Source organism: Azospirillum oryzae (genome assembly GCF_900177515.1).
Taxonomy (GTDB): Bacteria; Pseudomonadota; Alphaproteobacteria; order Azospirillales; family Azospirillaceae; genus Azospirillum; species Azospirillum oryzae_A.
This window is the reverse complement of record NZ_FXAK01000009.1, coordinates 32041-52046: the sequence shown is the minus strand read 5'-3', so window position 1 is coordinate 52046 and position 20006 is coordinate 32041. Positions and strand designations below refer to the sequence as shown.

Below are 20006 nucleotides of genomic sequence, written 5' to 3'. Positions count from 1 at the left end.
AGCATGCGTCGGCGGACCGGCCCGGGGGGCGCGTCGGTCCTTTCTGCCCGGTCCGGGCCTGTCATGCGCCAAAACGCTCAGGCGTCTGCCGGCGCCCGCAGGTCCGGCGCACTCTGGATAATCTTGGGAGTTGTGATGACCATCGTGACGCGCCGCAGGGATCTGTTGACGGCAGGCCTGGCGATCGGGGTTTCCGGCTTGACGCCCCTCCTCATGCCGCGCGCGGCATTCAGCCAGACCGCCGCCGCTGGCACCATTCGCCATTCCCAGGGCGAGACGAAGCTGCCTAAGGCGGTGAATAAGGTCCTGTGCTTCGACATGGCGTCGCTCGACACACTGGATGCGCTGGGCATTCCGGTGGCGGGCGTGCCGACCGGGCTGAAGCCCGCCTATCTCGCCAAGTACGACGGCCCGGGCCATGTCAAGATCGGCACGCTGTTCGAGCCGGACTACGAAGAGGTGAACGCCGCCCAGCCCGACCTGATCATCGTCGGCGGCCGGTCCGCCCCGAAATACGCCGAGCTGTCGGCCATCGCCCCCACCATCGACCTGACGGTGAAGCCCGAGCGCTTCTTCGACAGCGCGCTGGAGAACGCCGACATCCTAGGCCGCATCTTCGGCAAGAGCGCCGAGGTGAAGACCCGTGCCGACAAGCTGCGCGCGTCGGTCGCCGAGGTTAAGTCGATCGCGGGCGGGGCGGGCAAGGGCCTGCTGATCCTGACCACCGGCGGCAAGATCAGCGCCTATGGTCCGGGGTCGCGCTTCGGCGTGCTCCACACCGAATATGGCGTGGTGCCGGCGGCCGAGAAGCTCGACACCTCCAACCACGGGCAGGTGATCAATTTTGAGTTCATCCTGCAGACCAATCCGGACTGGCTATTCGTGATCGACCGCGATTCCGCCATAGGGCGGGAAGGCCAGTCGGCGAAGCAACTGCTGGACAACGAGATCGTGCGCCGGACCACCGCATGGCAGAAGGGGCAGGTGGTCTATCTGAACGCGGCGAACTGGTACCTGATCGGCGGCGGGCTGACCGCCATGCAGCAGGATGCCGACGACATCAAGGCGGCCCTGACGAGAAAGGCGTGACCAAGTCCGCCTTCGCAATCGCTGCCGGCGGTGGGTCGCCGGCATGAGAGGGCTTGTTCTGGCTGCCGCCGGCGTCATCGCGCTGGCGGCAGCCAGCCTGTTCGTCGGCGTCAGCGACGTGACGATCGGCACGATTCTGAGCGGCTCCTCGGACGAGGCGACGCAGGTGCTGCTGGTCAGCCGCATCCCGCGCACGTTTGCCCTGGTCCTGGCCGGAGCCGGCATGGCGGTGTCGGGCCTGATCCTGCAGATGCTCGCCCGCAACAAGTTCGTGGAGCCGTCCACCGCCGGGACCGCGGAATCGGCGGTGTTCGGCATGCTGATGGTGACGCTGCTGGCGCCGGAAACGGCGATGTTGGGCCGGATGCTGGTGGCGGGCGTCTGCGCACTGGCCGGAACCGTGCTGTTCCTGGGCATCCTGCGGCGGATGCCGTTGCGCTCGCCGCTGATCGTGCCGCTGGTCGGCATCATGCTGGGGGCGGTCATCACCGCCTCGACGGAGTTCGTCGCCTACCGCTTCGACATGCTGCAGTCGGTGCGGGCGTGGGAGACCGGCGACTTCTCCGGCGTGCTGCGCGGGCGCTACGAACTGCTGTGGATCGGCGCCGCGCTGACCGCGGTCGCCTATGCCGCGGCGGACCGCTTCACCGTCGCCGGGCTGGGGGAGGATTTCACCACCAACCTGGGCCTGAACCATCGGCGCGTGGTGTCGCTTGGGCTGATCATCGTGTCGCTGGTGACGGCGGCGGTGATCGCCACCTGCGGCATGATCCCGTTCCTCGGTCTGATCGTTCCCAATCTGATCAGCCTGATGCGCGGCGACAACATGCGCCTCTCGCTGCCCTGGGTGGCGCTGTTCGGTGCCGGACTGGTGCTGGCCTGCGACATCGCCGGCCGGCTGGTGATCCGTCCCTACGAGATTCCGATCGGGACGACCATGGGCATCGTCGGCAGCGCGATTTTCCTTTACCTGCTTCTGCGGAAGAACCGCCATGCCGCCTGATCGCCGTTCGCTGCCTCCGGCCGTCCTGATCGCAGGCCTGGGCGGGCTGGCGGCCGCGTCCATCGTCCTGTTCCTGACCGTCGGCGCCAAGGGAAGCTGGAGCTTCATCCTGACCTTCCGCGGCACCAAGGTCGCGGCGATGGTGCTGGTCGGCTATGCCATTGCCATGTCCACCGTGCTGTTCCAGACCATCACCAACAACCGTATCCTGACCCCGTCGATCATGGGGTTCGACGCTCTCTACCGGCTGATCCAGACGGTGCTGGTGTTCCAGCTGGGATCCGCCGCGGTGGCCGGCTTCGACCCGCGCCTGCGCTTCGGAATCGAGGTCGCGGCGATGGTGGCCTTTTCCTGGCTGCTCTATCGCTGGCTGTTCTCAGGAAGCCTGCGCGGCCTTCACCTCCTGATGCTGGTCGGCATCGTCTTCGGCGTGCTGTTCCGCAGCCTGTCCGGCTTCCTGCAGCGGGTGATCGACCCCAACGAGTTCCTGGTGGTGCAGGACAGGCTGTTCGCCAGCTTCAACCGGGTGGACGCCCAGCTTCTGGCGGTGTCGGCGCTCGTCGTGCTGGCGGTGTCAGTGGTGGTGTGGCGCAAGGCCGGCGTTCTGGACGTGCTGGCGTTGGGACGCGACGCCGCCATCAATCTGGGCGTCGATCACCGGCGTGAGGTGATGCAGATGCTGGTGACGGTGTCGATCCTGGTGGCCGTCTCCACCGCGCTGGTCGGTCCGGTCACCTTCTTCGGCCTGCTTGTCGCCAATCTGGCCTACCTGCTCGTCGACACGCACCGTCACCGGCTGATCCTGCCGGTGGCGGCACTGGTCGCCATCCTGGTGCTGATGAGCGGCCAACTCGTCCTGGAACGGCTGCTGGGCTTCAACGGCGCGCTCAGCATCGTCATCGAGTTCCTGGGCGGAATCGTCTTCCTGATCATCCTTGTGCGGAGAGCGGCCCGATGATCGAGGTCCGGAATGCCAGCAAGTCCTACGGCGAAACGCTCGTGGTCGACGACGTGTCGATCACGCTGCCGGCCGGCGGCGTCATCTCGCTGATCGGGGCGAACGGAGCAGGCAAATCGACCCTGCTGTCGATGATCAGCCGCCTGCTGCCGGTGCCTGCCGGTACGGTGACGGTGGAGGGCATGGACGTTACGACGACGCCCGGCGACGTGCTGGCGCGACACCTGTCGATCCTGCGGCAGGACAACCAGATGACGGCGCGCCTGACCGTGCGCGACCTGATCGCCTTCGGTCGCTATCCCCACAGCAAGGGCCGGCTGACGGTGGAGGACCAGGGCCATATCGAGCGGGTCATCCGCTATCTGGAACTGGAGGCGGTCGCACACCGCTTCCTGGACGAGCTGTCGGGCGGCCAGCGCCAGCGCGCCTTCATCGCCATGGTGCTGTGCCAGGACACCGACTATGTCCTGCTGGACGAGCCGCTGAACAACCTGGACGTCAAGCATGCGGTGGCGATGATGAAGCTGTTCCGCCGCACTGCCGACGAGTTCCGCAAGACCATCATCCTGGTGCTGCACGACATCAACTTCGCCTCCTGCTATTCGGACCGGATCGTCGCGATGCGCAACGGCCGCATCGCCCATCAGGGCCCGCCGGAGGACATCATCACCCCTTGCGTCATCCGCGACGTCTATGGCGTGGAGGCAAACATCCACGAGATCGACGGCAAGCGCGTGGCGCTGTATTTCCGCTAACTAATCGTCCCAGGGTTTGGGATCGGGGCGGGTGTCGGGCGGCAGCAGGTCGTTGGTGTCCCAACTGAGCATCAGCAGCAGCACCCACTCAGCCCGGTTGGAGAAGCCGTATTGCGGCCCGCTGGCATCGCCCGTCCATTGTGCCCATGCCGGGCAGGATGTTGACGTCCATTACCGCTGGCATCCGCTGCATGGCCGTCGCGTCCGGGTGATGTGGAGCGAGGCGCGCGCCATCGGCCGTCTGGTTTTCGTCGAGGCGGCACCCGGCATCATCACGGTGCTGCCGGAATGGATGCTGGACCCTGTCATCTGCGCTGGCATGGAACTCGGTACGCCGCGGATCGCGGTGGAAGCGCTCATCAACCTTCAGCGTCAGCTGAGCGACGGCGGATTCAGGCGAAGCTCTCCAGGCGATCCGATCATCGTCCCGGAGGAGCGACATGAAAATGCCGTCAGCATCAACACGACGGGTCAAGACCCGGCGCCAGTTCAGCATGGCCTTCGACACCGCAAGGCTGCGGACGATCAGCCCGGCCGACCGCGCCGCGGCGGTGGTGCAATTGGCCCTTCTCCTAATGGAAGCCGCAGGTGCCGGAACCGGGGAGCGTGACGATGGCGAACCCTGATCTCCTGCCGCCGTCGGTGCTCAAGCGCAAGGCCGTGGTCTACGTCCGCCAGTCCTCCCCGGCGCAGGTCCAGACCAACCTGGAGAGCAAGCGCCGGCAGTACGAACTCGTCGACGCGGCCAAGCGCCGTGGGTTCCTCCGGGTCGAGGTGATCGACGACGATCTGGGACGCTCGGCCAGCGGTACCACGGCGCGGCCCGGGTTCGAGCGGCTGGTGGCGTCGCTCTGTGCCGGTGAGATCGGCGCCGTGCTGTGCCTCGACGCCTCCCGGCTCGCCCGCAACGGCCGGGACTGGCACCACCTGCTCGAACTCTGCGGGCTCGTCGAGGCCAGGGTGATCGACCTCGACGGCGTCTACGATCCGGGGCGGCCGAACGATCGGCTGCTGCTGGGCATGAAGGGCAGCATGAGCGAGTTCGAGCTGGGAGTGCTGCGGACCCGGATGCTCGATGCCGCCCGCAGCAAGGCGCGGCGGGGCGAACTGCGCATCAGCGTGCCGATCGGCTATGTCTGGCACCGGGAGATCGGTCTGGGCTTCGATCCCGATCTGCGGGTCCAGGAAGCGATCCGCCTCGTCTTCGCCCGCTTCCGGGAGCTGGGCAGCGCGCGCCAGGTCCTGCTGTCGCTGGCAGCGGAAGGAGTCTGCTTTCCGCGGCCGTCCGACGGGAAGAGACTGATCAGCTTCGACTGGACGCCGATCCGCTACCGCAACGTCATCAGCGTGCTCAAGAACCCCTTCTATGCCGGCGCCTACGTTTACGGAAAGAGCCAGCACCGCACCGAAATCGTCGAAGGGCGGGCGCGGAAGAGCTATGGCCACGGCAAGCCGCTTGAAGAGTGGGAGGTTCTGCTGAAGGATCACCACGAGGCCTACGTGGACTGGGACGAGTTTGAGCGCAACCAGACGCTGCTCGCCGCCAACGCCTACGGCCGGGTCGGCGGCGCGAAGTCGGGACGCGGCGGGCGCGCCTTGCTGGTCGGCGTCCTGAACTGTGCGCGGTGCGGGCGGCGGCTGACGGTGTACTACCGTGGCCGCAGCCCGAGCCAAGCCGGCTATCGCTGCGACCGCCCGAACCAGATGCTCGGGCTGCCACGATGCCTTGGGTTCGGAAGTTCCCGGGTGGACGAGGCGGTCGCCGGCGAACTTTTGCGAGCCGTCGAGCCGATGGCGATCGAGGCCGCGCTGGAAGCTGAGCGGAGGCATATGGAGCACCAGACCGAACGACGGCGGATGGCGGAGCTGGATCTTCAGAAGGCGCGCTATGAGGCGACGCTTGCGGAACGGCGCTATGCCGCCTGCGATCCCGACAACCGGCTGATCGCCGCGCAGCTGGAAAAGAACTGGGAGGCGGCGCTTCAGCGTGTCGAGGCGTGCGAAGCGCGGATCGCGTCCGTGTCAGCTCCCGTTCCGGCTCCCGCGGCGCCGGACTTCGCCGGGCTGGCGGACGACCTGCAGGCCGCCTGGAACGCGCCGGGGGTGACCACCAGGGCGCGTCAACGGCTACTGCGGACGTTGATCGTCAACATCATCGCCGACGTCGACGAGGCGGCGCGCGAGGTCATCCTCACCATCCATTGGCGCGGGGGCCAACACTCGCAGCTGCGTCTCATCAAGCCGCAAACCGGGGAGCACGGTTGCCGAACGCCGGAGGAAGCGATGGCGGTGATCCGCAGCATGGCGACGCGCTGGTCGGATGCGGACATCGCCGCGCAGCTGAACCGGATGGGCATGCGCACCGGGCAGGGGAAATCCTGGACTGGGCACCGTGTCAGCTCGTTGCGCCGGGTCCATGGCATCCGCGCCTACCGGTCGGCCGAGAAGGATGGCGAATGGCTGACCCAGTACGAGGCCGCCGCAGCGCTCGGCATCTCGCGCCACCGCCTTGTCCGGCTCATCAATGCCGGGCTGATCGTCGCCGAGCAGGTCGTGCCCGGCGCTCCCTACCAGATCCGCGCCTCCGACCTTCGGGAGCAACGGGTTCTTACCGCTATCGGGCGGAAGGGAGAACCGTGTCGCCTCGCTTCCGAGGATCAACTTTCAATGTTTCCAGACACTTGAAGAAGAGGGGCATAATGAACGCATCATCGGAGGAGACCAGAGCGCCGGTGTTCTTGTCATAGGCGGTGGCGGCGATCTTGGCGACGCCCTGGGTCAGCTCCTTCTTGAACAGCGAGATCTCCGGGGTGGAGGAAGTGCCGCTGACGGGCATCGGAATGTCGATGCTGGGAATGCCGAGAAGCGAGCTTTCGCTGTCCACCGACAGGGCGCCGACCCGCAGTTCCACGACGGTGGCCGCGGCGTCGCGCGTCTGGGCCATGGCAGCGCCATGGCGCAGCAAGGCGTCGCGGACGGCGAAGACGGCGTATTTGGTGTCGTAGCCCTCGACGCCGCTGGCATCGACATAGACGCTGCCCTTCACCGCCAGCCGGCCGGCCAGACGCTCCGCCGCCTGATCCGCGGCGGTGGAGATCAGAAGCTGTTCGGTGGCGGAACGGGCAGGCGTCGTCACATGCGCGGTGGAGCATCCGGCGAGACCAAATCCGACGGCGGCGAATAGAAGAAAGGCGGAGTTCCGGTATGGACGGTGCAGCGCCCTGTTCTTTCCCAATCGTGGCATGTGAAACGAAGTGACCCGTCTGCCGAACATTATGCCTTTCCCTGGCCTTTGCCACCGGTGGCCGCGTGCGCAGCAGGGAGCCACCTGAAGCGGCCTATCCAGACCGACGCCTCCGTCGCGGTCAACGGTGCAAATGTTCAGGTCCGGCGCTATGCGCTCGGAGCAAGCCCGCGGGGCACGACCTTGCGCGAAGGTCAGGGATCAATGGAAATCGGCGCTTCCCGCGCAGCATCGATATTGATAATCATTCGCAATACTGCTATCAGCGACGGACGGGCTTTTCCCGTTTCCATCCCCGGCTCCCTGAACCTAGCCCCAACCCATTGGCCCCAACCCATTCTGGACGGACATGGCATCCAACCGGGCTTCCGATATGGCCTCCCCCATGCGCCGCCTGTTGGTCGATGGCCTCTTCCGGCAGCACAACTCGGGTCTTCTGCGCTTCCTCGTCCGCCGGCTGGGCTGTCGGGAAAGTGCGGCCGATGCCGCGCAGGAGGTCTATCTGCGCCTGCTGCGCTTCGCCGGGTCGGGACCGATCAGCCATGAGACGTCCTACCTGTATGCCGCCGCCGCTAATGTCGCGGCCGACCTGGCCCGCGCCCGCCGGGCGGAGGAGCAGCGCGCGGCCGGCGACCTGCCCGATTGCCTGCCCGACCCGGCCGGCGCGGCCGAGACGGTGCGGCCGGACGATGCCGCCGCTGCCCGCCAGCGGGTGCGCCTGATGCAGGCGGTGGTGGACGAACTGCCGCCGCGTTGCCGCGAGGTCTTCCTGCTCAACAAGGTCGACGGGTTGAGCCACGGCGACATTGCGAATCGCCTTGGAATTTCGCGCAACATGGTGGAAAAGCACATCATCAAGGCGCTGCTGCATTGCCGGCAGAGGCTGGGCGACGGCACAGGCGACCAACCGTAGGGGGTAATCCCCCTTTGGACGTCAGGGAGGAAGCGCCTTCCCAGGTCCGATACGGTATGGGTCCAGCGAGCGTCAGGAACAGGCGATGACCTCCGAACACAGAAGCGCATCGGGAACCGCACCGGATGCCCTCACCGAAGAGGCGGCGCGGCGTCTCGTACGCCTGCAGTCCGATGCGGTGACGGATGCCGAACGGCGCGATACCGAGGCGTGGCTCGCCGCCAATCCGCAGCACCGTGCCGCCTTGGACGGCCTGCGCGCGGTGTGGAGCGCGCTGGACGCGATGCCCGACCCGCGCCCGACGGATTCCGTTCTGCCGATGCGCCGGAATGCTGCCGCCCGTCCCTCCGTCAGCCGCCGTATCGCCCCGCTGGCGTTGATGGCCGCGAGCCTCGCGGTTGCGGCGCTCTTCGGCCCGGCGACGCTGGACCGGTTGGGAAGCGACCACAGCACCGCGGCGGGGGAGTGGCGGACCGTGACGCTGGTCGATGGATCGCAGGTCCAGCTCAACACCGACAGTGCCATTGCGGTCGATTTCAGCGGTTCGAGCCGCCGCGTGACCCTTCGCCGGGGCGAGGCCTTCTTCACGGTCACGTCCGACCGCAGCCGCCCCTTCGAAGTGACGGCGATGGGTGCGGTCACCCGCGTTGTCGGCACGCGCTTCGCCGTGCGTCGGATGGACGGCTCCACCCGCGTGGCGGTGGAGGAGGGCACGGTCGAAGTCCATTGCCCGGCCGGCATGGCGTCGGCGGAGGACGGCGTCCGCCTGACCGCGGGGGAGACCGCGCGCTATGAGCAGGGCGCCTGTCCGGTGCGCGAGACCGGACTGAACGTCGCCCGCCTCACGGCATGGCGCGACGGCCGCGTGGTCTTCGACGATCGCAGCCTCAGCGAGGTGGTGGGGGAACTGAACCGCTACCGGCCGGGACCCATCATCCTGCTCGATTCCAAACTGGGGGAGCGGCGGGTCACCGGCGTCTTCGACATCCGCGATCCCGACCGCGCCCTGTCCGCCATCGAACAGGTGCTGCCCATCCGCGTCCACCGCATCGCCGGCTACTTCGCCGTCCTGACCGGGCAAGAGGGGTGAGCGTCTCTCAGAACATCCTCTGAGAATAATTCGCAAAATCGTCAAAACCGACGTCAGGGGTTTCGCGCCACCGCCGGTCTTATCAATCAGGAGGATCCCGGCTTGGCCTTGGCAACGGGCGGCGGGATCGATTGGAGATCGAAGAGACGACGATGGCGAGCGACATCCGCACGGCGGGGGGCAGGGGCCTGCTTCCGCTGCGACATTCCCTGCGGCATTACTTTCCCGGCAAGACCCTGCGCGTCCTGCTGCTGGCGACCATGGCCGGCGTGGCGGTGGGCGGCGGCGCGGCGCACGCCCAGCCGGCCGCGGTGAGCGATGCCCGCCAGTACGACATCCCGGCGCAGCCGCTGTCCACCGCGCTGACCGATTTCGCCAGCAAGGCCGGCATCCAGCTTCTCTACAGCTCCGACATGACGGCGAACCTGCGGTCGCCAGGGGTCAGCGGGCGGCTGTCGGTGGATCAGGCGCTGCCGAAGCTGCTGCAGGGCACCGGCCTGACCTGGCGCTACACCGATGCCGGCACGGTGACGCTGCTGCCGACGCCACCGGTGTCCGGCGATGCGGGCAGCGCCATCCAACTGCCGGAGGTCAATGTCCAGGCCACCGCTTGGCGGAGCTGGCAGCCGGTGGACGGCTATGTCGCGGGGGTGACCACCACCGGCACCAAGACCGACACGCCGCTGATCGAATCGCCGCAGTCGGTCAGCGTGGTGACGCGCGACCAGATGGACGACCAGGGATCGCAGACGGTGTCGCAGACCCTGCGCTACACCCCCGGCGTCCTGGCGGAGGTGCGGCCCAGCGCCCGCTATGACAGCGTGTTCGTGCGCGGCTTCGGCGGGCAGGGCGCCGGTGCGGCCTATGTCAACTTCCTGGACGGGCTGCGGCAGCAGCGCAGCATCTCCTACGCCATCCCGACCGTCGATCCCTGGCTGCTGGAGCGCATCGAGATCCTGCGCGGTCCGGCCTCCGTCCTCTATGGGCAGGCGGGCTCGGGCGGCATCGTCAATCTGGTCAGCCGGCGCCCGACCGAAACCGCCACGCACGAGGTGCGGGTGGAGGCCGGCAGCAACAACCGGCTGCAGACCATGTTCGATACCGGCGGCAAGCTGACGGAGGATGGACAGTTCCTGTATCGCCTGACCGGCATCGGCCGCAAATCGGGCACGCAGTTCGACGATGTGGACGACGACCGCATCGCCATCGCACCGGCCATCACCTGGAGGCCGACGTCCGAAACCAGCCTGACCGTGCTCGCCAGCTATCAGCGGGATCCTGAGGGTGGCTTCTACAATTTCGCGCCGGCCGTGGGCACCGTGCTGCCCAACCGCAACGGCAAGCTCAGCTCAAGCTTCTATGCCGGCGACCCGGCTTACGACAATTACACGCGCAACTCCGCGTCCATCGGCTATCAGTTCGAACACCGGCTGAGCGACGTGTGGACCCTGCGGCAGAACGCCCGCTACAACCACCTCAACTCGTCCTTCAACGCCATCTCCTTCTCGTCGCTGCAGGCCAACCAGCGCACGGCCAACCGGTCGATCAGCGACGTCAACGACATGGCCAACACCGTGGCGATCGACAACCAGGCGCAGGCCACGGTGATGACCGGGCCGGTCGACCACACGCTGCTGTTCGGCACCGACTGGTCGCGTGGCTTCGCCCGCCGCGATCTGGGCCAGTTCACCGGCGTGACCGTGCCGACGCTGGACATCTTCAACCCGGTCTACGGCTACAGCTATCCCACCGCGCGCAGCGTGCAGACAACGCGCCAGATCCAGACGCAGCTGGGCTTCTACGCCCAGGATCAGGTCGCCTACGAGAACTGGCGCCTGACCGTCGGCGTGCGCCACGACCGTGCCGACAGCGAGACGACGGTGCTGACCTCCAACAACAGCCGGACCAGCCAGTCGGACAACGCCTTCACCTGGCGGGCTGGGCTGCTCTATCTGTTCGACAACGGCATCACGCCCTACGTCAACTACTCCACCAGCTTCCTGCCGAACTCCGGCAGCTATTCACCGGCACGCGGCGGCAGCGCCTTCAGCCCGACCAAGGGCGAGCAGTATGAGGCCGGCGTCAAGTATCAGCCGCCGGGTATGAACAGCTTCATCCAGCTGGCCGGATATTCCATCCGCCAGCGCAACGTGCTGACCGTCGATCCGCTGAACAATCTCTACAGCGTCCAGACCGGCGAGATTCGCTCCCGCGGCATCGAGCTGGAGGGGCGGGCGAGCCTGACCAGCAGCCTGGACCTGATCGGTGCATACAGCTACATCGACGCCGAGGTGACCAAGTCCAACACTGCCGGCGTCACCGGCAACCGTGTGCCGCAGGTGCCGCACCACATGGCGAGCGGCTGGGTGAACTACCGCTTCCAGAGCGGCCCGCTCACCGGGCTGGAACTGGGCGGCGGCGTCCGCTATGTCGGTCCGACCGCCGGCAACGACGTGAACAGCTTCGAGGTGCCGGGTTACACGCTGGCCGATGCGGCGATCCGGTACGACCTGGGCGCCCTGAAGACGGAGCTGACGGGAGCGGAACTAACGCTGAACGTCACCAACCTGTTCGACAAGGAATTCGTGTCCAGCTGTTCCAGCGCGACGGCCTGCTTCTTCGGCGACCGGCGGCTGGTACTGGCGGGGGTGCGCTACAAATGGTGAGCGATTCGAAATTGACGCGGCGCGGCTTGATCGGCGCGTCGGTAGCGACCGCTGCGGCTGCCGACCTGATGCTGTGCGGTCCCGCCGCCGCCAGGGAGCCGGTGGCGGTGACGCTGCCCCGCACGGTGCAGTGGGACATGATGGCCGGCGGCGACCCGGCCCGGCCATACCGCATCTTCGCCTCCTGGCCGGAGACGCCGTCGCCGGAAGGCTGTCCGGTGCTGTATCTGCTGGATGGCAACAGCATCTTCGGCACGGCGACCGAGGCGATGCGGGTGGTCGGCGGCCATGGCGCCGCGGTGGGGATCCCGCCGGCCCTGGTCATTGCCATCGGTTATCCAACCGATAAGGCGTTCGACCAGCCCCGGCGCGGACGGGACTATACACCACCGGCCGCCGGCGCGCCGGCCGGGTCCGGCGGGGCCGACGCCTTCCTGGATTTCATCGAAGCCGAACTGAAGCCGGAGGTGGAGCGGCGATTCCGCGTCGACCGTAGCCGCCAAACCCTGTTCGGCCATTCCTATGGCGGGCTGTTCGTTCTGCATGCGCTATTCACGCGCTGCGAGGCGTTCCAGCGCTTCGTCGCCGCCAGCCCGTCGATCTGGTGGCAGGACCGCGCCATCCTGGGCGAGGAACGCCGCTTCACCGAGGCTCTGCCGCCAGCCGCCGCCACGCGCAGCCTACTGGTGACGGTGGGCGAGAACGAACTGCAGGCCCCGCCCGGCGAGCCGCCCGACCCGGCGCGCGAGGAGCGGCGGCGCAAGGCGCGGTTGGAGGAGAATGCCCGCGAACTAGCGGAGCGGCTGGCGGCGCTGGGTCCTCGCGGGCCGGCGGTGAGCTTCGTGTCCTTCGCCGGCGAGAACCATGGTTCGGTCATTCCAGCGGCAGTCAGCCGCGCGGTGGCCGTGGCGCTCCGGCGTTAGCCGGAGCCTTCACCGGGTCGGCAGACGGTCGAGGTGGTCGGGGTTGGGGATGCCATCAATGAGGCCACCGCGCCGCCCGGCTATCCGGTATTCCTGGTCAAGATGGGGCTTCTGATCGCGGTACCGGCCAATATCGCCCTGTTAGTTTGGGTGTCGGGACCTGGCGGGGCGGCGGGATGCTCTGTGCCCGGAGCCTGCTGGCTGCTCAAGAGGACGAGGCCGCCGCCGTCCGAAAGCCGATGACCGCGCAAAACACGACGCCCGCGGCCAAGCTGGTGTGGCCGCTGAACATGACGAGGCTAAGCCCCCAGCCCTGCCAATTCACCAGCAGCCCCAGCGCCAACAGCAAGGCGCTGGCTCCCATCACGCGGAGGGCGCGCGTCACGGCCGGCTTCAGTCGTCGCCCGAACAGGTCGTATTGCTGGCGCTCCATCCCCAGAGCCAGCGCCGCGAAGGCGGCAAGACACAGGGCGATAGACAGAAGGTGCATCATGTTCGTCCCTCTTCCGGTACGCCGCCGATGACGCCGACCCGCCCCTTCGCGGCGGTGGTCTGCGGCTTCGGCCGATGTCGGGCGGTGCGTACCGCCAGCACCGCATGGAGCACGGCCAGCGCCCAGCACATCAGGTCCATGCCGATGAACACCAAGTCGGCCTGACCCACGCTGTGCCACAGCGGCCGGTTGGTTGTGATGGCATTCAGCATCGGCAGCAGCGCCAGCAGCGCCGTCGCCGCCCACAACTGCTCGATCCAGGCCGCCTTGGCCGGACGCAGCACCGCGTGCGCCAGCGTCAACACCCAGACCGCGAAGAACAGATGGATTTCCCAGGCCGCGCGGTCCGCAATCCCTGCCGGCAGCAGCCGGTTGCCCCACAGGAATGCCGGCATGGCGACCGACAGCCCGGCGATGCTGGCGATGTTCAACCGCTCCACGATGCGGAAGCCGATATGGGGCAGCTCGGGATCGGCCAGCTTCTGCCGCCGCTTCACCGTCCACATCACCAACCCCGTGCCGACCATGGCCGTGCCCATCAGGCTGACGAGGAAATACAGCCAGCGTGTCACTCCGTCGCTGAACCGCCCCAGATGCAGGGCATAGAGCACGCCGCGCGTCTCCGCCGCCGAGCCGACGCCCTCGCGAATCTCCAGCAGCCGGCCGGTCGTGCCGTCGAACAGCATGTATTGCGGGCTCATGGAAACGCGGCCGGACTCGCCGCGCGCCACGGCCACGCGGGCGGTGGAATCGCCGGGATTGGTGGCGGTGACCCGGCCGATAGTGTCGCTGCCCCAGCGATCCTGAGCCTGCCGTACCATCGCCGCGACAGGGGCCAGCGGTACCGCCTGCCCGCTGGGCTTGCCCGGCTGGATGAAGGCGTTCAGTTCGGCAGTCAGTTGCTGGCGCTCGGCCTGCGTCTTGATCGCCAACTGCTCGCCCCAGGGCATGTAGAGCGCCATCAGCGTGACCAGCCCGGTGTAGGTGATCATGAAGTGGAAGGGCATGCCGAACACCGACAGCGCATTGTGGGCGTCGAGCCACGACCGCTGCCCCTTGCCGCCGCGGAAGGTGAAGAAATCGACGAAAATCTTCTTGTGGGTGATGACGCCGCTGACGATGGCGACCAGCATGAACATCGCCGCCGCCCCGGCAATCCACCGTCCCCACAGCGCCGGCATGTAGTGGAACTGGAAATGGAAGCGGTAGAAGAAGTCGCCGCCCAGCGTGTCTCGCGCGGTCACCTTGCCGCCGGTGGCGGGATCGAACGCCGCCTCTCCGAAGGCGCGCCGACCGGCTCCCGCCCCCGCCTCCCCGGGCGCCAAGCGCCAGAAGGCGTAGACGCTGTTGGTGCGCGCATCCGGCAGGCGCATGCTCCATTGCGGGCTGCCGGGCGCGATTACGGCCAGTTCGTCGGCGATGCGCTGGGCCACCAGGGCGGGGTCGGGCAACTCCGCCTGATGGGACAGTTCCGGCCGCATCCATTGCGACAGCTCGTCCTTGAAGTAGGACACCGTCCCCGTCAGGAACATGGCGTACAAGATCCAGCCCATCAGCAGGCCGGCCCAGATGTGCAGGCCCGACATGCTCTGGCGGATGCCGCGCCCGGCGGGACGCTGCGCCTTGTCCGTTTTTATGGTGTCCGTCTTCACGGGCTCTCTCCCCCTTACCAGATCGACCACGCAGCCGTCAGCAGCGGCACTGCCGCCGCCAGCAGCCCAGCCCAGGCCCGCAGGGCGCTGCGCGCCGCGAAAACCCAGACCACCGCGCCTGCATAGATGGCGAAGCTCGCCAGCATGCCGGTGAGCACGGCCTGCGGTTTGCTCATCGGCAGGGCCAGCGCCGCCACGCTGCCGAGCGCCGCCAGCGCATAGCCGCCGAACAGGGCGGCGACGATGCGCGAGCAGAGCGGCCCGACGCGGCGGACGCGGTCGACCAGCGGGGTCATTGGTGCGGCGCTGCCGCCGGACCGGCGGGAAGCGGCGCCAGACCGTCGCCATGGACGTAGGTCACCGTGGTGGCATAGCTCACGGCGTCATAGCGCTCCGTGCCGTTGGCGCCCGGACGCTCGCCAGGGGTGCGGTCGGTGAGGCTGACCTCGGCCACATAGGTGCCCTTCCACGGCAGGTCGAAGCTGACGAGCCCCTGGTCGTCGGTGTAGGCCTCCTTGGCCCAGCCGGACTGGGTCACCAGCGACACCTTGGTCTTCGCCTTGGGCTGCCCCTTGAAGAACAGCTTGAAGCGGCCCGGCTGGCCGGCGGGCACCAGATCCAGGGCCAGCTTCGGCTGCTGCTCCTTGAAGCCGGTGATCAGGCGCGCCGACGGGTGGTACCAGTTGGCGCTCTCCTTTCCGTTCTCCTTGCCGGGATAGAGCGGATAGAGCGGGTCGTCGGCGACGATGCTCTCGCCCTCGCCGGCCTTGAAGGGCAGGGTGAAGCCGGTGGCGGACTTGGCCGCTTCCGACGCCCGCTCCCCCTTGGCGGAGACTAGCGTGCCGGCCGGCTTGACGAACTTGTCGAGCAGGCCGGGAGACGCCTCGCGCAGGTTCTCGCCGAACTCGCCGAAGCGGATCACCGCGTTCTGGCCCTCGGGCTGTTCGATCCAGATCTGGTGGGCGTTGGCGGGCGCCGCGAGCCCCAGCAGGGCGACGATGGCGATGGACAGTCTGTTCATGGCTAATCCACTGGATCAGGGATTGGGGGATCAGAAATCGGCGGAGGCGGACAGCAGCACCGTGCGCGGCGCACCGACGGTCACGTAGGTGCCGGTGGTCAGCCAGTAGTCCTTGTCGAACAGGTTCTCGACATTGGCGCGGAAGGTGACCGGCGTCCCGACGATGGTGGCGGCATAGCGCGCGCCGATGTCGAAGCGGGTCCAGCCGTCGAAACGCAGGGTGTTGGCGTCGGTCAGGTAGGAGCCGGAGGTGTAGATTACCCGCCCGTTGAGGGCGAGGCCCTCGACCCACGGCGTTTCCCAATCCAGCCCGGCCGAGAACGTCTTGTCCGGCACGCCGGCGGCGTCGTTGCCCTGTACCGCGGCGGTGGCGGTGCGCGTCAGCTTCGGGTCCATAAAGGCGGCGCTGGCCATGCCGCGCAGGCCGGGCAGGATTTCGCCATAGACCGACAGCTCCAGGCCGCGGTTGCGCTGCTCGCCGTCATAGGCAAGCTCGTTGGCGGCGTTGCGAATCGAGTTCGGCTTGGTCAGTTGGAAGACCGCCGCCGTGGTGGTGATCGAACCCCAGTCGACCTTGACCCCGGCTTCGTACTGATTCGACTTGTAGGGGGCCAGCACTGCGCCGGTGTTGGCATAGCCGGCGCCGACCACGGTGCCGCGCGTCAGCCCCTCGGCATAATTCGCGTAGACCGAGACGTTGGACAGCGGCTTGACCACGAAGCCCGCCAGCGGCGAGGTTGCGCTGGCGTCGTAGGTGCCGGTCTGCAGGCCGGTCGTGGTGCTGAAGCTGTCGACATGGACCTTCTGCCGGCGGACGCCCAGCGTCAGCATCACCCGGTCGTCCAGCACCGACAGCGTGTCGGCTAGCGCGAAGCTGGTCAGCGTGGTTTCCGTCGACTTGCGCGCCGAGGTGCGGGCCGCGGTGATGGCCGGCAGCGCCGACGGGTTGTAGATGTTCGACAGGACGGAGCCGGCCGACTGGATGTAGGCGTTGCCCTCGTCGCGCTTGAAGCCGGTGTAGCCGACATTCAGCGAGTGATGGACCGGGCCGGTCTCGAACCGCCAGCGGGCGCCCGCGGTGCCGGTGACCGTGCGCGAGTAGGAATCGTAATAGGCGTTGCGGACCGTGAAGTTGCCCAGCGCGTTCACCGCGGCGGTCGAACTGGGGAAGGTCTGGTCGTTCTCGCCCTTGCGGTAGCCGATGCCGGCATAGGCGGTCAGGCTGTCGGTCAGGTCCACCTCGACGTTGGAGGCGACGGTGACGTCCTTCTGGACCAGGGTCGTGCCCGGATACCAGTTGCTGCGCGCGTCGGGCGGCGAGGGGATGGCGGTGGTGGTGGACAGCAGGCTGATCTGCGGACGGAAATTGTCGGTATCGTCGCGCTGGCTGATGGCGTCCATCGACCAGCGCAGGCGCTCGCCGCGGTAATCGACTGCCAGGGAGCCCAGGCCGGAGCGCAGGTTGCCGCCGTCGACCGACGCCTCGCCGTTGCGCATCAGGCCGTTGAAGCGGACGCCCCATTCCTTGTTCTCGCCGAACCGGCGGCCGACATCCACATGGGCGGTCAGGTTGGCGTCGCTCATGTAGGTGGTGGTGACTCGGGTGAGCGGCTGGTCGCCGGCCCGCTTGGCGAGGATGTTGATGCCGCCGCCGATGCTGCCGCCGGGAGCGATGCCGTTGGCCAGCGCGCCCGGACCCTTCAGCAGCTCGATCCGCTCGACGATCTGCGCCGGCACGCGGTTGGACGACACCAGCCCGAACATGCCGTTGAAGCCGACGTCGCCCGCCCCGACCGCATAGCCGCGGATCTGGAAGGTGTCGTCGAAGCCGTTGCTGCCGGTGGTGAGCCGGACGGAGGCGTCGTTGATCAGCGTGTCGGCCGCGGTGCGCGCCTGCTGGTTCTCGATCAGCTCCGACGTGTAGTTGACCGTGCTGAAGGGCGTGTCCATGACGTCGCGGCTGCCCAGCAGGCCCACCGATCCGCCCCGCGCCACCTGCCCGCCGGCATAGGGCTCCGCCAAGCCGCCGGGCATCATCCCGGAATTGGCGGTCACCTGCAGGGCCGGAAGGGTTGTGCTATCCGACGGTGAGGCCGGAGCCGCAGCGCTCTGCGCGACAAGGGCATAGCCGGACGACGTGCGAGCGATCCCGTAACCGCTGCCCGCCAGCAGGCGGCGGAAGCCGTCTTCCACCGTGGTGGCGCCCTTCAGGCTGGGCGAGGTTTTGCCCCGGACGATCGCCGGATCGGCCTGGACCGTCACGCCCGCCTGCGCGGCGAACCGGATCAGCGCCTCGTCCAGCGGACCGGCGGGAATGTTGGCGTTTACGGTGTCCGCCGTCGCCTGGGCATGGGCCGCAGGCGCAAGGAATGCACCGCCCGCCAGGACCGCGGCGGCCAGCCCGGCCGCGACGGCGGCGGGTCGCAGACCGGATTTGCGGATGTCAGCCGCGGCTGATCGGCCTCCACATGCATTGATTGTGTGGCGGACGGCGGCCTTGCCGCGAACTCGTTTCATGCTGTCGGCTCCCCTGCCAAACGATGTTTCACTACACCACGTCGGCGGCCGGCGCAGTTCCCCCCAAGCCGGTCGACCGTCGGTCTATATAAGCGATTAATAATTATTCGCATCGATAATGCGAATAATTCGCACTATAAGCAGCGAATTTCGTTCATTGCAACAGCGAGCTTTCCCGGCCGTCATTTCCGTGATGCTGCCGGCGGGTTTCGCGCCACCTTGCCGGTGGTGCAGCAGACTTCCGGACTTGGCGACGCATGACGCAAGTCGATCCGGCTCTATCTGCCGGTCGGGTAATCGCGACCATCATGCACAACACGCGTTCAGCGGCTCAGCCGCGCCTCGGGAACCGTTGCGACAGACTTTGGTGCAGAACTCGGCCTGAGGACGGTTTTTGCCCGGAGGCGATGGAATTCAGGCGACCTTCCGGGAGGTCGGCATGCCGAGGCTGGTCATCCGATTGATGACGGCGCAGGCGGCCCGGGCCTCGGCTTTTTGTGCGGGCAGAGTCCGGGCGCGCAGGCTGCGTCCGATGAGGACCTTGTACCTGAGCATCGCCACCTCGACCAACGATCTTCTGCCGTACTGGACGGCCCGCTGCCAACCCAGCCGACCACGATCAGCGATCACCTGGATATGGCGGTCGCGTTGGCTGGGGGCGGTCTCGGCGGTGTCGCTCACCACCGCGGTGGCACGCGGCGGGATGATGACGTCGGCGTTCGGCGCATGCGCCGCAACGGTCCGGTAGGTTGGCTCGCCGTCGTACGCACCGTCGGCGATGACCGCATCGATCGGGCGGGTGATCTGGCCGAGCAACGGGCCGACCAGTGAAGCGTCGCCCTCCGCGTTGCCCGTCAACTCCGAGGCAAGGACCTCGCCCGTGTCGGGATCGACCGCCAGATGGAGCTTCCTCCAACTCCGGCGCGGCGGGCCGCCGTGTTTCTGCAGGTGCCATTCGCCTTTGCCGAACACCTTCAGCCCGGTGGAGTCGATGGCCACGGTGACCGGCCCATCCGTCCTGGCCAGCGCCGTCGCGACTGCCAGATCGGCGCTGTGCCGGGAGAAGGTCGTGTGATCCGGGACCGGCAGGTCCAGGCCGAGCAGGCGCATGAGCGAGCCCAGCAAACCCTCGGTCTGTCGCCACGGCCGACCGAACGCCAGGCGCAGCATCAGCCCGGTCTCGATGGCGACGTCGGAGTAGCGCGCCGGCCGGCCACGCCGTCCCGTGTCGGGTGGCGTCCAGGCGGCGATCGCCTCCGGTGTCACCCAGATGGTCAGATCGCCGCGCCGACGCAGCGCCGCGTCGTAGGCCGCCCAGTTCTCCACACGGTACCGGGCCTTCGGGATCTTGGCGCGGCGGGGCTCGTTGGCCTTGTACGGCATCGGGGTCTCGGCTTCAGCGGAGGCCGATCCTTTACCCGCTCGCCCTCCCGGCCGCCACCACTCCGGTCCTTTTTGCACCAACGCCCTTCAGGTTGGTTCGCCGATGCTCAGCGAGATGGTGCCGACTTGGCTTATCGAGCCTTCGATCCGGCTACCGGGCTTGACGGGGCCGACACCCTCCGGGGTGCCTGTGTAGATCAGATCGCCCGGTTGCAGGTGGTAAAGGGGGTTCTGCCAGCCTTCGCGCCAGCTTGTTTGACGGCACAGGGTTGACGTAGAGGATCACCACCATTCCGGAG

At 67.6% G+C, this 20006-nt stretch carries 19 protein-coding genes; 10 read left to right on the top strand and 9 right to left on the bottom strand.

Going from position 1 to position 20006, the window contains the following annotated elements:
* Positions 1–135 precede the first annotated feature (135 nt).
* Genes B9N97_RS28690 through B9N97_RS28675 form a run of 4 tightly spaced genes read left to right on the top strand, consistent with a single transcriptional unit; the run spans position 136 to position 3805 of the window.
* Entirely contained in the window at positions 136–1089 is a 954-nt protein-coding gene (locus B9N97_RS28690; RefSeq protein ID WP_143266911.1) for a siderophore ABC transporter substrate-binding protein, read from the top strand.
* 43 nt (positions 1090–1132) lie between these two features.
* Positions 1133–2092, top strand: coding sequence for an ABC transporter permease (locus B9N97_RS28685; protein ID WP_085091249.1), 960 nt, complete (start codon positions 1133–1135; stop codon positions 2090–2092).
* Positions 2082–3050 (top strand): iron chelate uptake ABC transporter family permease subunit, encoded by a 969-nt coding sequence (locus B9N97_RS28680; RefSeq protein WP_085091248.1) that lies wholly within the window; start codon positions 2082–2084, stop codon positions 3048–3050. The genes B9N97_RS28685 and B9N97_RS28680 overlap by 11 nt, the downstream gene beginning before the upstream one ends.
* Positions 3047–3805: an iron ABC transporter ATP-binding protein gene (locus tag B9N97_RS28675; protein WP_085091247.1), complete on the top strand. Its 759-nt coding sequence runs from the start codon at positions 3047–3049 to the stop codon at positions 3803–3805. Before B9N97_RS28680 ends, B9N97_RS28675 begins: the two co-directional genes overlap by 4 nt.
* An 88-nt stretch (positions 3806–3893) precedes the next feature.
* Here B9N97_RS28675 and B9N97_RS28670 read toward each other — a convergent pair whose 3' ends face one another.
* Complete coding sequence (locus B9N97_RS28670; protein ID WP_085091246.1) at positions 3894–4301, bottom strand: hypothetical protein; 408 nt, start codon at positions 4299–4301, stop codon at positions 3894–3896.
* Between B9N97_RS28670 and B9N97_RS36850 the strand changes: the two genes are divergently transcribed.
* Positions 4300–4431, top strand: a complete 132-nt coding sequence (locus tag B9N97_RS36850; RefSeq protein ID WP_280174737.1) for a hypothetical protein — start codon at positions 4300–4302, stop codon at positions 4429–4431. The two genes, B9N97_RS28670 and B9N97_RS36850, sit on opposite strands and share 2 nt — an antisense overlap.
* On the top strand, positions 4418–6490 hold the full coding sequence (locus tag B9N97_RS28665; protein ID WP_085084297.1) for a recombinase family protein: 2073 nt from the start codon (positions 4418–4420) through the stop codon (positions 6488–6490). Before B9N97_RS36850 ends, B9N97_RS28665 begins: the two co-directional genes overlap by 14 nt.
* Here the strand turns inward: B9N97_RS28665 and B9N97_RS28660 are convergent.
* Positions 6420–7049, bottom strand: coding sequence for a DUF6655 family protein (locus B9N97_RS28660; protein ID WP_348520101.1), 630 nt, complete (start codon positions 7047–7049; stop codon positions 6420–6422). The genes B9N97_RS28665 and B9N97_RS28660 overlap by 71 nt on opposite strands.
* Positions 7050–7434: 385 nt before the next feature.
* Here B9N97_RS28660 and B9N97_RS28655 point away from each other — a divergent pair, with 385 nt between their 5' ends.
* The 4 genes from B9N97_RS28655 to B9N97_RS28640 all read left to right on the top strand — a co-directional run bounded on the left by B9N97_RS28655 (position 7435) and on the right by B9N97_RS28640 (position 12641).
* Complete coding sequence (locus B9N97_RS28655) at positions 7435–7962, top strand: sigma-70 family RNA polymerase sigma factor (RefSeq protein ID WP_085091779.1); 528 nt, start codon at positions 7435–7437, stop codon at positions 7960–7962.
* A gap of 85 nt (positions 7963–8047) precedes the next feature.
* Positions 8048–9052: a FecR family protein gene (locus B9N97_RS28650; RefSeq protein WP_085091244.1), complete on the top strand. Its 1005-nt coding sequence runs from the start codon at positions 8048–8050 to the stop codon at positions 9050–9052.
* A 152-nt stretch (positions 9053–9204) separates the two neighbouring features.
* Positions 9205–11718, top strand: coding sequence for a TonB-dependent siderophore receptor (locus B9N97_RS28645; RefSeq protein ID WP_244560983.1), 2514 nt, complete (start codon positions 9205–9207; stop codon positions 11716–11718).
* Entirely contained in the window at positions 11712–12641 is a 930-nt protein-coding gene (locus B9N97_RS28640; protein WP_244560982.1) for an alpha/beta hydrolase, read from the top strand. Before B9N97_RS28645 ends, B9N97_RS28640 begins: the two co-directional genes overlap by 7 nt.
* A 205-nt stretch (positions 12642–12846) precedes the next feature.
* On the opposite strand, the gene B9N97_RS28635 is transcribed toward B9N97_RS28640, so the two are convergent.
* From B9N97_RS28635 to B9N97_RS28610, 7 genes are all read right to left on the bottom strand, one after another.
* Positions 12847–13134, bottom strand: coding sequence for a DUF3325 family protein (locus B9N97_RS28635; RefSeq protein WP_085091242.1), 288 nt, complete (start codon positions 13132–13134; stop codon positions 12847–12849).
* Positions 13131–14786 carry a PepSY-associated TM helix domain-containing protein gene (locus B9N97_RS28630; protein ID WP_244560981.1) on the bottom strand — a complete coding sequence of 552 codons (1656 nt, stop codon included), beginning with the start codon at positions 14784–14786 and terminating at the stop codon, positions 13131–13133. Before B9N97_RS28630 ends, B9N97_RS28635 begins: the two co-directional genes overlap by 4 nt.
* A gap of 14 nt (positions 14787–14800) precedes the next feature.
* Positions 14801–15082: a DUF3649 domain-containing protein gene (locus B9N97_RS35275; protein ID WP_143266910.1), complete on the bottom strand. Its 282-nt coding sequence runs from the start codon at positions 15080–15082 to the stop codon at positions 14801–14803.
* Positions 15079–15807 (bottom strand): DUF4198 domain-containing protein, encoded by a 729-nt coding sequence (locus B9N97_RS28625; protein ID WP_085091240.1) that lies wholly within the window; start codon positions 15805–15807, stop codon positions 15079–15081. The genes B9N97_RS35275 and B9N97_RS28625 overlap by 4 nt, the downstream gene beginning before the upstream one ends.
* Positions 15808–15837: 30 nt before the next feature.
* Positions 15838–18324 (bottom strand): TonB-dependent receptor, encoded by a 2487-nt coding sequence (locus tag B9N97_RS28620; protein ID WP_085091239.1) that lies wholly within the window; start codon positions 18322–18324, stop codon positions 15838–15840.
* A gap of 414 nt (positions 18325–18738) precedes the next feature.
* Complete coding sequence (locus B9N97_RS28615; RefSeq protein ID WP_085091238.1) at positions 18739–19707, bottom strand: IS5 family transposase; 969 nt, start codon at positions 19705–19707, stop codon at positions 18739–18741.
* Positions 19708–19794: 87 nt separating this feature from the next.
* Positions 19795–19923 carry a fumarylacetoacetate hydrolase family protein gene (locus B9N97_RS28610; protein ID WP_348520105.1) on the bottom strand — a complete coding sequence of 43 codons (129 nt, stop codon included), beginning with the start codon at positions 19921–19923 and terminating at the stop codon, positions 19795–19797.
* Positions 19924–20006: the final 83 nt, after the last annotated feature.

Coding starts and splice junctions, on each gene's coding strand:
- B9N97_RS28690 (WP_143266911.1), top strand. CDS start 136: ATGACCATCGTGACGCGCCGCAGGGATCTGTTGACGGCAGGCCTGGCG.
- B9N97_RS28685 (WP_085091249.1), top strand. CDS start 1,133: ATGAGAGGGCTTGTTCTGGCTGCCGCCGGCGTCATCGCGCTGGCGGCA.
- B9N97_RS28680 (WP_085091248.1), top strand. CDS start 2,082: ATGCCGCCTGATCGCCGTTCGCTGCCTCCGGCCGTCCTGATCGCAGGC.
- B9N97_RS28675 (WP_085091247.1), top strand. CDS start 3,047: ATGATCGAGGTCCGGAATGCCAGCAAGTCCTACGGCGAAACGCTCGTG.
- B9N97_RS36850 (WP_280174737.1), top strand. CDS start 4,300: ATGGCCTTCGACACCGCAAGGCTGCGGACGATCAGCCCGGCCGACCGC.
- B9N97_RS28670 (WP_085091246.1), bottom strand. CDS start 4,301: ATGCTGAACTGGCGCCGGGTCTTGACCCGTCGTGTTGATGCTGACGGC.
- B9N97_RS28665 (WP_085084297.1), top strand. CDS start 4,418: ATGGCGAACCCTGATCTCCTGCCGCCGTCGGTGCTCAAGCGCAAGGCC.
- B9N97_RS28660 (WP_348520101.1), bottom strand. CDS start 7,049: ATGCCACGATTGGGAAAGAACAGGGCGCTGCACCGTCCATACCGGAAC.
- B9N97_RS28655 (WP_085091779.1), top strand. CDS start 7,435: ATGCGCCGCCTGTTGGTCGATGGCCTCTTCCGGCAGCACAACTCGGGT.
- B9N97_RS28650 (WP_085091244.1), top strand. CDS start 8,048: ATGACCTCCGAACACAGAAGCGCATCGGGAACCGCACCGGATGCCCTC.
- B9N97_RS28645 (WP_244560983.1), top strand. CDS start 9,205: ATGGCGAGCGACATCCGCACGGCGGGGGGCAGGGGCCTGCTTCCGCTG.
- B9N97_RS28640 (WP_244560982.1), top strand. CDS start 11,712: ATGGTGAGCGATTCGAAATTGACGCGGCGCGGCTTGATCGGCGCGTCG.
- B9N97_RS28635 (WP_085091242.1), bottom strand. CDS start 13,134: ATGATGCACCTTCTGTCTATCGCCCTGTGTCTTGCCGCCTTCGCGGCG.
- B9N97_RS35275 (WP_143266910.1), bottom strand. CDS start 15,082: ATGACCCCGCTGGTCGACCGCGTCCGCCGCGTCGGGCCGCTCTGCTCG.
- B9N97_RS28625 (WP_085091240.1), bottom strand. CDS start 15,807: ATGAACAGACTGTCCATCGCCATCGTCGCCCTGCTGGGGCTCGCGGCG.
- B9N97_RS28620 (WP_085091239.1), bottom strand. CDS start 18,324: ATGAAACGAGTTCGCGGCAAGGCCGCCGTCCGCCACACAATCAATGCA.
- B9N97_RS28615 (WP_085091238.1), bottom strand. CDS start 19,707: ATGCCGTACAAGGCCAACGAGCCCCGCCGCGCCAAGATCCCGAAGGCC.